Origin of the sequence: Streptomyces sp. NPDC056948 (genome assembly GCF_042674225.1) — a bacterium.
Classification (GTDB): Bacteria; Actinomycetota; Actinomycetes; order Streptomycetales; family Streptomycetaceae; genus Streptomyces; species Streptomyces purpurascens.
Window position 1 is genome coordinate 1 of sequence record NZ_JBHUQX010000329.1, and the last position, 11020, is coordinate 11020.

The 11020-nt window shown below is 69.7% G+C and carries 10 protein-coding genes; 3 read left to right on the forward strand and 7 right to left on the reverse strand.

Going from position 1 to position 11020, the window contains the following annotated elements; translation table 11 throughout:
• Positions 1-41: 41 nt before the first annotated feature.
• Positions 42-1352 (forward strand): AI-2E family transporter, encoded by a 1311-nt coding sequence (locus tag ACFTZL_RS32610; RefSeq protein WP_382590110.1) that lies wholly within the window; start codon positions 42-44, stop codon positions 1350-1352.
• A 137-nt stretch (positions 1353-1489) separates the two neighbouring features.
• Here the strand turns inward: ACFTZL_RS32610 and ACFTZL_RS32615 are convergent, their stop codons facing one another.
• Both ACFTZL_RS32615 and ACFTZL_RS32620 read right to left on the reverse strand, forming a co-directional pair.
• A complete protein-coding gene (locus ACFTZL_RS32615) occupies positions 1490-2023 on the reverse strand; it encodes an alkyl hydroperoxide reductase (RefSeq protein ID WP_382590113.1) in 534 nt (177 codons plus the stop codon).
• A 6-nt stretch (positions 2024-2029) separates the two neighbouring features.
• A complete protein-coding gene (locus ACFTZL_RS32620) occupies positions 2030-2584 on the reverse strand; it encodes a peroxiredoxin (protein WP_382590116.1) in 555 nt (184 codons plus the stop codon).
• A 139-nt stretch (positions 2585-2723) separates the two neighbouring features.
• Here ACFTZL_RS32620 and ACFTZL_RS32625 point away from each other — a divergent pair, with 139 nt between their 5' ends.
• Positions 2724-3668 (forward strand): LysR substrate-binding domain-containing protein, encoded by a 945-nt coding sequence (locus tag ACFTZL_RS32625; protein WP_382590137.1) that lies wholly within the window; start codon positions 2724-2726, stop codon positions 3666-3668.
• A 16-nt stretch (positions 3669-3684) separates the two neighbouring features.
• Here the strand turns inward: ACFTZL_RS32625 and ACFTZL_RS32630 are convergent, their stop codons facing one another.
• The 5 genes from ACFTZL_RS32630 to ACFTZL_RS32650 all read right to left on the reverse strand — a co-directional run bounded on the left by ACFTZL_RS32630 (position 3685) and on the right by ACFTZL_RS32650 (position 8538).
• Positions 3685-6024, reverse strand: a complete 2340-nt coding sequence (locus tag ACFTZL_RS32630; RefSeq protein ID WP_382590119.1) for an ABC transporter permease — start codon at positions 6022-6024, stop codon at positions 3685-3687.
• A complete protein-coding gene (locus ACFTZL_RS32635) occupies positions 6021-6710 on the reverse strand; it encodes an ABC transporter ATP-binding protein (RefSeq protein WP_382590122.1) in 690 nt (229 codons plus the stop codon). Before ACFTZL_RS32635 ends, ACFTZL_RS32630 begins: the two co-directional genes overlap by 4 nt.
• Positions 6707-7231, reverse strand: a complete 525-nt coding sequence (locus ACFTZL_RS32640) for a PadR family transcriptional regulator (RefSeq protein ID WP_382590125.1) — start codon at positions 7229-7231, stop codon at positions 6707-6709. The genes ACFTZL_RS32635 and ACFTZL_RS32640 overlap by 4 nt, the downstream gene beginning before the upstream one ends.
• A gap of 114 nt (positions 7232-7345) precedes the next feature.
• Positions 7346-7606, reverse strand: coding sequence for a hypothetical protein (locus ACFTZL_RS32645; protein ID WP_382590128.1), 261 nt, complete (start codon positions 7604-7606; stop codon positions 7346-7348).
• The gene (locus ACFTZL_RS32650) at positions 7603-8538 is read right to left on the reverse strand and encodes an SPFH domain-containing protein (protein ID WP_382590131.1); all 936 of its coding nucleotides are present in this window, start codon (positions 8536-8538) and stop codon (positions 7603-7605) included. Before ACFTZL_RS32650 ends, ACFTZL_RS32645 begins: the two co-directional genes overlap by 4 nt.
• 261 nt (positions 8539-8799) lie before the next feature.
• Here ACFTZL_RS32650 and ACFTZL_RS32655 point away from each other — a divergent pair.
• Positions 8800-11020 (forward strand): transglycosylase domain-containing protein (locus ACFTZL_RS32655; protein WP_382590134.1); only part of this gene is annotated, 2221 nt, incomplete at its 3' end.

The following is an 11020-nucleotide window of genomic DNA, read 5'->3' on the forward strand; positions in this document are numbered from 1 at the left end:
CCGTCGTACGGTGTGGGGCTCGCGCCATGTACGGTCGGATCATGTCGCGAGTGCCAGGGTGGCTCGGCCGGCTCGGCGCCGGACTGACCGAGATGAGCGAGCAGTGGAACGAGCGCCGCGCCGAGGCCGAACGGGAGCGCGACGACGCCGAGTCCCGGACGGGGGCCGACGAGTACGTGCCGCCGCCCCCGGACTACGCGCCCGACGTTCCCGCCCGGCCCGATCCCGCGCTGGCCGTGCCGTGGGGGGTGCGGGTCGCGGCGGAGGCCGCCTGGCGGCTGCTCATCCTCGCGGGATCCCTGTGGGTGCTGATGCGGGTCATCAGCGCCGTCCAGTTGGTGGTATTGGCGTTCGTGAGCGCGTTGCTGATCACCGCGCTGCTCCACCCGACCGTGGGGAGGCTGCGGCGGCTCGGAGTGCCGCGCGGACCGGCCACGGCGCTGACCGCGATCCTCGGCTTCGTCATCATGGGGCTGATCGGCTGGTTCGTGACCTGGCAGGTCATGGAGAACATCGACGACCTCTCGGGCCAGATCCAGGACGGCATCGACGAGTTGCGCAACTGGCTGCTGAACAGCCCGTTCCACGTCACGGACAAGCAGATCAACGAGATCGCCAAGAACCTGCGTGAGGCGGTCGGCGCGAACACCGACCAGATCACCTCGGCGGGCCTGGAGGGCGTGACGGTCGTCGTCGAGGCGCTGACCGGGATCCTGCTGGCGGTCTTCTCCACCCTGTTCCTGCTCTACGACGGCAAGCGGATCTGGGAGTGGACGCTGAAGCTGGTTCCGGCGGCCGCGCGGCCGGGAGTGGCCGGGGCCGGGCCCGCGGCGTGGCGGACGCTGACGGCGTATGTGCGGGGCACGGTGATCGTCGCGCTGATCGACGCGATCTTCATCGGGCTGGGGATCTACTTCCTCGATGTGCCGATGGCCGTGCCGCTGGCGGTGTTCATCTTTCTGTTCGCGTTCATCCCGCTGGTGGGCGCCGTGGTGTCCGGGGCGCTGGCCGTGGTGGTCGCGCTGGTCACCCAGGGGGTGTTCACGGCTGTCATGACCCTGGTGGTGGTGCTCGCGGTGCAGCAGATCGAGGGCCACATCCTGCAGCCGTTCATCCTGGGACGGGCGGTGCGGGTGCATCCGCTGGCGGTGGTGCTGTCCGTCGCGTGCGGAGGGATGGTGGCCGGGATCGGCGGTGCGGTGGTCGCCGTGCCGCTGGTCGCGGTGACGAACACGGTGGCCGGGTATCTGCGGGCGCATTCACGGGAGTCCGCGCTGCGGCACTCGGTACGGCCGCGAGGCGCCACGGCGGTGAGCGCCGAGCCGTCGGCCCCGGACCCGCCGTCGGAGTAGCCCGACCGCGTCAACGAGGGCATCAACGCCGACATCAACGCCGACATCAACGCGGGCATCAACAAGGACATGAAACAGGGCCCCGTCCACCATGCCCAGGTGACGGGGCCCTGCAGTTCATCGCCCGTGGCCGGGAGTTACTCCGCCAGGACCGCCTCGGCGTCCAGCGTCACGCCGACCGCCTGGATCACGGACGCGATCTTGAAGGACTCCTGGATGACGTCGCGGTCGATGCCGGCCTTGCGCAGGACCTGCTCGTGGGAGTCGAGGCACATGCCGCAGCCGTTGATGGCCGAGACCGCGAAGGACCAGAGCTCGAAGTCGGCCTTGTCGACGCCCGGGTTGCCGATGACGTTCATCCGCAGGCCCGCGCGCAGGGTGCCGTACTCGTGGTCCGAGAGCAGGTGACGCGTGCGGTAGAAGACGTTGTTCATCGCCATCACCGCGGCCGCGGCCTTCGCCGCCGTGTAGGCCTCCGGCGACAGGTTCGCCTTCGCCTCCGGCTCCAGCTCGCGCAGCACGATCGGGGAGCGCGAGGCGATGGCCGTGGCCAGCACCGTGCCCCAGAGCTGCTGGGCCGGCAGGTCGGAGTTGCCGATGACCGAGCCCAGGTTGAGCTTCAGGTCCTTGGCGTAGTCCGGTATCGCGGACTTCAGGTTGTCGAGGGACATCTCAGATCACTCCCCGGACAGCAGCGCGACGGGGTCGAGGGTCTCGTCGCCCTTGCTCCAGTTGCAGGGGCACAGCTCGTCGGTCTGCAGGGCGTCGAGGACCCGCAGGACCTCCTTCGGGTTACGGCCGACCGAACCCGCGGTCACCATCGAGAACTGGATCTCGTTGTTCTGGTCCACGATGAACACCGCGCGCTTGGCGAAGCCGTCCTCGCCCTCGATGCCGAGGTCGCGCATGAGCTCGTGCTTGGAGTCCGCCATCATCGGGAACGGCAGGTCACGCAGGTCGTCGTGGTCCTTGCGCCAGGCGTGGTGGACGAACTCGGAGTCACCGGAGAAGCCGAGGACCTGCGCGTCGCGGTCGGCGAACTCCTCGTTCAGCTTGCCGAAGGCGGCGATCTCGGTCGGGCACACGAAGGTGAAGTCCTTGGGCCAGGCGAAGACGACCTTCCACTGACCCTCGTAGGTCTTGTGGTTGATCTGCTCGAACTCCTCGCCCTTCTCCAGCGAGACGCAGGCGGTCAGGTCGAACTCGGGGAACTTGTCACCGACGGTGAGCACACACTCTCCTTGCAGCGAGGAAACACCCGGATTGCGGGTGTTTCCCATGGGTTGGACTGTGTTGATGTTGACACAACGTCGATTGATTACAGAAATAGCTACACTCGGTCGGGTTGATCGGAGGTAGTTATCAGTGACTGTGGGTAATAAGCGCAGGCAGCCCAGCCTCGCCCAGCTACGTGCCTTCGCGGCCGTGGCCGAGCATCTGCACTTCCGGGACGCCGCCGGGGCGATCGGCATGAGCCAGCCCGCCCTCTCGGGTGCCGTCTCGGCGCTCGAGGAGACACTCGGAGTGACGCTCCTCGAGCGTACGACGCGCAAGGTGCTGCTCTCACCCGAGGGCGAGCGGATCGCCGTACGGGCCAAGGCGGTGCTGGGCGAGGTGGGCGCTCTGATGGAGGAGGCCGAGGCGGTGCGGGCCCCGTTCACCGGGGTGCTGCGGCTCGGGGTGATTCCGACGGTGGCGCCCTATCTGCTGCCCACGGTCCTGCGGCTCGTCCACGAACGGTATCCGCACCTGGACCTCCAGGTGCACGAGGAGCAGACCGCCAGCCTGCTCGACGGTCTCACCAGCGGGCGGCTCGACCTGCTGCTGCTCGCGGTGCCGCTCGGCGTCCCGGGCGTGACCGAACTGCCGCTCTTCGACGAGGACTTCGTGCTCGTCACCCCGCTCGACCACCGGCTCGGCGGGCGCGAGGGCATTCCGCGGGAGGCGCTGCGCGAGCTGAACCTGCTGCTGTTGGACGAGGGGCACTGCCTGCGTGACCAGGCCCTCGACATCTGCCGGGAGGCCGGCCGCGACGACGTGCCGGTCACGACGACCGCCGCCGGGCTGTCCACGCTGGTGCAGCTCGTCGCCGGCGGGCTCGGTGTCACGCTGCTGCCGCGCACCGCCCTCACGGTCGAGACCTCCCGCAGCGACCAGCTCCTCACCGGGTACTTCGCCGACCCGGCCCCCACCCGCCGTATCGCCCTGGCGATGCGGGCGGGGGCAGCGCGCGGCGGCGAGTACGAGGAACTGGCGGCGGCGTTGCGTCAGGCGCTCCGGCCGATGCCCGTACGGGTCCTCGACCAGAGCGCCTGACGGCTGGTACCGGCCCCTACTCGGTCCGCAGCCCGTCCGGCCGCATCAGCTTCAGCAGCGGCGGCAGGCTCAGCAGGGTCACCACCAGGACGACCCCCGCGCCGATGCCGGTCATCGTCAGCACGCTCGGCCAGTCCACCCGGACGGATGTGTCCGTCATCCGCAGCAGGACCGCGCCCAGGGCCATGCCCACCGTCGCGGCGAGCAGCAGGCCGAGACCGATCGGGATCGCCGTCTGCCACAGCACCGACAGGCTGAGCGTGCGGCGCCGGGTGCCGACGGCGACCAGCGACGACAGCAGCTTGCGGCGTTCGCGCAACTGCTCCAGCTGTGAGACCAGCAGGCTCGCCCCGATCAGCGCCAGCACACACGCGGCGCCGACGGACAGGCCGGTGCGGATGGTGGCGTAGCGCTCGTTGCTCTCGACGCTGTGCCAGGTCATGGGCTGGGTGACCGGGTCGAGACGCGCGGCCGTGTTGCGCACGTGGTCGTACGCGTCCGGCGCCGAGAGGTCCAGGCTCAGGAAGAGCCGCGCGGAGGTGGCCGCCCCGAGCTTCTCGGGCAGCGCGCCGGGCGTGACCAGGATGCCGCCGCGCTCGTACCCGGTGGGGTCCTCGCGGGGCTGGGCCTGCCGGATGTCCTTCGGCACGGTCCAGGAGACCCAGCCGCCGCCGGAGCGGCGGGTCGCGCTCGGGTCGGCCCACAAGGTGGTGCCGGGCTTGGACAGGTGGTCGCTGTCGCTGTCGTACTCCGAGCCCTTGACGGCGAAGACGTCACCGTCGCGGCAGGAAGGGAGCGTGGCCGCCTCGCGCAGTGACGCGCAGTCGGCCACGGTGACCTGGACGATGGAACCCGCCTCGCCGCGCCGGTCGCCGAGATAGACGTCGGACAGTGAGGTGACCTGGCGCACGCCTTCGGAGTCGCGGTACTTCCCGGCGATGGCCGCGCTGTCGGCGCCGTCCGGCACGTCCACGCTCATCTGGGCCCGGGAGACGTCGTACTGGGATGCCTTGGTGTACTGGCCCTCCACTCCGGCGAACAGCATCTGAAGGGCGATGGCCCCGGCCACCGCCACCGCGATGCCGTTGACCATCCGGGCCGCCGTGCCGCTGCTCAACTGAAGCCTGCGTACGGCCAGTTGCCAGGCGACCCCGCCGGAGCCGAGCCGCGCCACGACCGTCTCCACCACCCAGGGGAGCAGCGCCGTGACGCCGACCAGCAGGAGCATCACGCCGCCGACGACGAGGTACTGGTTGAAGTTCCCGCCGTCGTCGCCCTGCCCGACCATCGGGTAGAGCAGGGCGAGCCCGCCCACCGGAAGCAGCAGTCGCCACCACAGCCGGCGTCGCGTCGGCTTGGCCGTGCGCACTACGCCGAGCGGCTCGATGACCACCCCGCGCAGGGCGAGGATCGTCACCAGGACCGCCGCCGCCGGCACCGCCAGCGCGACCAGGACGGCCAGCAGGGGAGAGGGGTTCAGATAGCTCGGGAACACGCTGATGCGGAACACCTCGAGGGTGGCCGCCAGTTCACGCCCGAGCAGGAAGAACCCGGTGCCGAGGACGAGTCCCAGCACCGACCCGGCCAGCGCCTCGCCGGCCGCGATCCGCCGCGTCATCCGGCTGTCGGAGCCGACCAGCCGCAGTGCCGCGAGCCTGCGGTCGCGCCGCTCGCCGCCGAACCGCACGGCCGCGGCGATGAACACGGCGACCGGCATGAGCAGTACCACGAAGACGACCAGGACCAGCAGGAGCAGTACCGGGTCCCAAGGGTCGGACGACGCCAGGTCCGGGTTGCCGAAGCTGTCGATCCGGGCTCCGCTGGCGGAGCCGTCCAGCAGTTTCTCGAGCCCCTTGCCGCCCGCGAAGTAGGCGAGTTCCTGAGAGCCGACGAGCCCCTGCTCGCCGATGGTGCCCGTGACCCGGTAGTCCAGCCGCTCGCGCAGCAGCTTCCCGTCGCCGGAGGCGAGCAGTTCCTTCAGCGCGGGGGAGACGACCATCTCGCCCGCCGCGGGAAACTCCGAAACGCCCGGCGGCAGCGGTGCCTTCGGACCCTCCGGCTCCAGCAGACGCCCGCGGACGTCCAGGTCGCGGAAGGTGGTGTCCGAGTCCAGGACGACCAGGGTGTTGTCGGCCTTCGGTATGTTCTGCTGGTTGAAGGTGTGGTCGCTGCGCGCCTCCTCGCGCCGGTCCCGCTCCGCCAGCGCGTTCGGGATGGCGGTGGTGAGCAGCAGCAGTGCCACGCCGAGCCCGACGCCGACGGCCGTGAGCAGCGCCCGGGTCCAGCCCTCGCGTCCGCCGGCGAAGGCGTACCGGGTACCCATCGCCAGGTCCCGGCCCCACTGCCGTGCGCTCATACGACGCGCTCCATGTCCCGGGACTTCCCGTCGCGTACGACGATCTCGCGGTCGGAGTAGGCCGCCACCCGCGCCTCGTGCGTCACCAGCACCACGGCCGCGTTGGTGGACCGGGCGGCCTCGGTGAGCAGTTCCATCACGCGCTCGCCGTTGAGCGAGTCCAGCGCGCCGGTCGGCTCGTCGGCGAAGATCACCCGCGGGTTCGTCACCAGCGAGCGGGCGACGGCGACGCGCTGCCCCTGACCACCGGACACCTCGCCGGGCCGCTTCTTGCGCAGCCCGTCGACCTCGAGACGCTCCATCCAGGCCAGCGCGGTCCGCTCGGCCTCCTTGCGGGGCGACCCGTTCAGGCGCAGCGGGAGCGCGACGTTCTCCACGCAGGTGAGTTCCGGCACGAGCTGGCCGAACTGGAACACGAACCCGAACTCGGAGCGCCGGAGCGCACTGCGCTCGGCGTCGCTCATCGAGGTCACCTCGCGCCCGTGGTACGTGATCGCGCCCGAGTCGGGCATGACGATCCCGGCGAGGCAGTGCAGCAGTGTCGACTTGCCCGACCCGGACGGGCCCATCACGGCGACGACCTCGCCCGGGTGGATGGAGAACTCGGCACCGTCGAGCGCGGTGGTCGGGCCGTACGCCTTGCGCAGGTCCTGCGCGGTGAGCAGTGAACCAGCGGGAATGGTCACCGGGCCACCGCCTCACGGAGCTTGTCCAGACGCGCCGCGGTCAGTTCCAGCCAGCGCAGATCGGCCTCCAGGTGGAACAGGGCGTGGTCGCAGATGAGCTGGTCGGCCAGGTCGCCCTTGCGCTTGCGGTCGGTGAGGATCCGCATGCTGCGCAGGTGCTCGGAGCGCTGGGTGTCGAGGATGTCGGCGGCGTCGCGGTGGGTGAGCAGCGCGAGGACGACCTTGGTGTAAAGGGTCGACTGGAGGTACGGCTCCGGCTTCTCCGGCGTCGCGAGCCAGCGCTCGACGTCGGTGATGCCGGCCTCGGTGATCGCGTACCGCTTGCGCTCGGGCCCGCCGCCCGCCTCGATGCCGTCGACCTCGACGAGCCCGTTCTTCAGCAGGCGGGACATCGTCGAGTAGACCTGGCCGTAGTGGAGCGGCCGGTCGTGACCGAACTTCTCGTCGAAGGCCCGCTTCAGGTCGTAACCGTGCCGCGGGCCGGACTCAAGGAGCCCCAGAAGAGTGTGACCGATGGACATGCCAAGCACTCTACACATCGTGTATACGCCGCATGTATACGCTGGGTGTGCAGTTCATGGCGGGTGGTGCGGGTGTGCAGGTCGGGAGCCGTTGTCACGGTTCCGCAACAGCCCTCAGGTCGACGGGGGTCCGGGGGTGGAGCCCCCGGGCGGCCGCCCACGCCGGGGGATGGGCCCGGTCTCCCGTGGCAGGCGCCCCGCATCGGCGAGCGCCTTGCGCAACAGGAACTCGATCTGGGCGTTCGCCGACCGCAGCTCGTCCCCGGCCCAGCGGGCCAGCGCCTCGTACACCGCCGGGTCCAGCCGCAGCAGCACCTGCTTGCGCTGCTGCTGCGGCCGGCGCTGAGAGCCCGGACCCTCGGACGGGACGGTCACTGGTAGAGGGATCCGGTGTTGAGGACCGGCTGCGCGGCGCGGTCCCCGCACAGCACCACCATGAGGTTGGAGACCATGGCCGCCTTCCGTTCGGAGTCCAGCTCCACGATGTCCCGCTCGGTGATCCGGGCGATCGCGGCCTCGACCATGCCCACCGCTCCGTCCACGATCTGCCGCCGGGCCGCGACGACCGCGCCGGCCTGCTGCCGCTGGAGCATCGCCGAGGCGATCTCGGGGGCGTACGCGAGGTGCGTGAAGCGCGACTCGATGATCTGTACCCCGGCCGCCTCCACGCGTGCGTGCAGTTCGACGGCGAGCTTCTCGGTGATCTCCTCCGCGTTGCCGCGCAGCGAGAGGCCGTCCTCGTCGTGCGCGTCGTAGGGGTACTCGATGGCGATGTGGCGCACGGCCGCCTCGGTCTGGGTGGAGACGAACTCGATGTAGTCGTCCACCTCGAAGGTGGCCTGGGCGGTGTCCTCGACCCGCCACACCACGACCGCGGCGAGCTCGATGGGGTTGCCGTAGGCGTCGTTGACCTTCAGGACGGCGGTCTCGTGGTTGCGGACCCGCGTCGAGATCTTCGTGCGCGAGGTGAGCGGGTTCACCCAGCGCAGGCCGTCCTGCCGGATCGTCCCCCGGTAGCGGCCGAAGAGCTGGACGACACGGGCCTCGCCGGGCGCCACCATGTTCAGCCCGCACATGGCCAGGAACGCCGCGAGCGCGACCACGATGCCGCCGATGATCAGGCCGGCCTTCGCGCCGGTCCCGTCCACCGCCGTGGCGGCCGCGATCATCCCGGCGCCGGCCAGCAGTCCGAGCAGGCCGAGGAGCAGGGCGAGCCCGCCGCCGATGCTGTGCGCGGTGAACTCCCGTACGCGTGGGGTCGGCATCTCGGGTACGTCGGCGGTGACCTGCGCGTCGTGTGTGGACATGGGTGAATCCCCCGTTCTTTCCGCGGAGCCATCCTGCATAGCGTCCGTCTATCTAAGTGATATCACTTTATCGCGCCCTGGCAACCCTTCGGGTGTCTCGAACGTCGGTTCCGTTGGGATGGGTGCTGATTGTCACGTCCGCAAAGGGCCGGATCGGCAGCCCTATCTCTTATCTCCCGGTGTTAGCTTTCGGAGCTGACCTGAGCGGCGAACCTGTGTGACGCAAGAGCACACATGAACGAAGCGGAGCGGATCGGACCCATGGGACGAGCGGAAGAGAGACGCGCCCGACAGCGCGGTGGGCGCCGGGCGGCACCCCAGAGCCACCGTTCGTCGGCCCCGGCCGGGAAGGGCGGTATACGCAGGCTCTTCACCTGGAAGAAGATCCTCGGCACCTTCTTCGGCCTGTGCCTGCTCGGCATGGGTGCCTTCATCGTGCTGTACATGGTGATCGACATCCCCGAGGGGAACGCCGACGCCAAGCGGCAGAGCAACATCTACAAGTACAGCGACGGCTCGATGATGGCCCGCGACGGCAAGGTCAACCGTGAGGTCGTCGACCTGTCCAGGGTCCCCAAGGACGTCGGGCGGACCTTCGTCGCGGCCGAGAACAAGACCTTCTACAAGGACGCCGGCGTCGACCTCAAGGGCACCGCCCGCGGCGTGGTCAACACGCTCTCCGGCCGTGGCGCGCAGGGCGGTTCGACGATCACCCAGCAGTACGTCAAGAACTACTACCTGACGCAGGAACAGACCGTCACGCGCAAGCTGAAGGAACTGGTCATCTCGCTGAAGCTGGACCGGGAGAAGTCCAAGGACTACATCCTCGCCGGCTACATCAACACCAGTTACTACGGCCGCAACGCCTACGGCATCCAGGCCGCCGCCCAGGCCTACTACGGCAAGGACGCCGAGGACCTCACGGTCGCGCAGGGCGCCTACCTCGCCGCGCTGCTCCAGGCCCCGAGCCAGTACGACTGGGCGGTCGCCTCGGAGGGCGGTAAGAAGTTGGTCAAGGCCCGCTGGAACTACGTCCTGAAGAACATGGTCGAGGAGGGCTGGCTGAGCCAGTCCGAGCGTGACGCCATGAAGTTCCCGGTGCCCAAGGAGCCCAGGCCCGCCCCCGGCATGGAGGGCCAGAAGGGCTATCTGGTCAACGCGGCCAACGCGACCCTGGAGAAGCGGCTCGTCGCGGAGGGCACGGCCGACAGCACCAAGGAAGCCGAGGCGATGGTCAATGCCGGCGGCTGGACCATCACGCTGAACATCGACAAGAAGAAGCAGGTCGCGCTGGAGAAGTCCGTCCAGCGGCAGCTGAACAGCAAGCTCGACCCCGACAAGCGCAAGGTCGACGGAGACGTCCAGGCCGGCGCCGCGTCCGTGAACCCGAAGACGGGCGCGGTGGTCGCGATGTACGGCGGCACGGACTACTTCAAGCACTACACCAACAACGCCACCCGCTCCGACTACCAGCCCGCCTCCACCTTCAAGCCGGTCATCCTCGCCGCGGCCCTGGAGGAGCAGGCGAAGACGCAGGACGACAAGCCGATCGCCGCGAACACGGTCTACGACGGCACGAGCAAGCGCCAGGTCGTGGAGGACGGCAGCAAGGTCGGCTTCAACCCCGAGAACGAGGACGACAAGGACTACGGGCCCATCAGCGTCCAGACGGCGATGAACAAGTCCGTCAACTCCGTCTTCGCGCAGATGGGCGTCGACGTCGGCATGTCCGAGGTGGTGAAGGTCGCCGGCAAGCTCGGCATGGACACCGAGAACATGCAGGCCGTGCCCGCCCAGACCCTGGGCAGCATGGGCGCGAGCCCCCTGCAGATGGCCGGCGTCTACGCGACCCTCGACAACCACGGCAAGAAGGTCACCCCGGCCCTCGTGAAGTCGGCGGAGCACCTGAACCAGACCGTCACCATGCCCGACCCGGTCGGCGACCAGGTCATCAGCCCCGAGGCCGCCGACTCGGTGACCTCGGTACTGACCGGCGTGGTCGACGACGGCACCGCCCAGACCTCCGTGCGCGACAACCCGGGGCGCGACGGCCAGCAGGTCGCGGGCAAGACGGGTACGTCCGACAACAACAAGTCGGCCTGGTTCACCGGCTACACGCCGAACCTGGTCACCTCGGTGGGCCTGTTCGGCGAGGACGCCAAGACCCACGCGCAGGTCGCGATGTACAAGGCGGCCGGCGAGCCCCGTATCAACGGCGGTGGCTTCCCGGCGCAGATCTGGGCGGCGTACACCTTCGGCGTGATGGGCGACGTCACCAAGTTCGACCTGGACACCACGCAGGGCGCGGCGGTCAAGCCGACGTGGACGCCGACGCCCACGCAGTCGGAGACCGAGGAGCCCACGCAGGAGCCGACGACCGAGGAACCGTCGTCGTCCGCCCCCCCCCCCACGACGGTGAAGCCCAGCACCGCGCCCCCCCCGCCACCCACGACGGCACCCCCCACCCACACGCCCCCGACCG

Bases quoted from the DNA above. Each gene is read 5' to 3' on its own strand.
- ACFTZL_RS32640 (WP_382590125.1), bottom strand. From the start codon at position 7,231: ATGTCCATCGGTCACACTCTTCTGGGGCTCCTTGAGTCCGGCCCGCGG.
- ACFTZL_RS32615 (WP_382590113.1), bottom strand. From the start codon at position 2,023: ATGTCCCTCGACAACCTGAAGTCCGCGATACCGGACTACGCCAAGGAC.
- ACFTZL_RS32610 (WP_382590110.1), top strand. From the start codon at position 42: ATGTCGCGAGTGCCAGGGTGGCTCGGCCGGCTCGGCGCCGGACTGACC.
- ACFTZL_RS32630 (WP_382590119.1), bottom strand. From the start codon at position 6,024: ATGAGCGCACGGCAGTGGGGCCGGGACCTGGCGATGGGTACCCGGTAC.
- ACFTZL_RS32650 (WP_382590131.1), bottom strand. From the start codon at position 8,538: ATGTCCACACACGACGCGCAGGTCACCGCCGACGTACCCGAGATGCCG.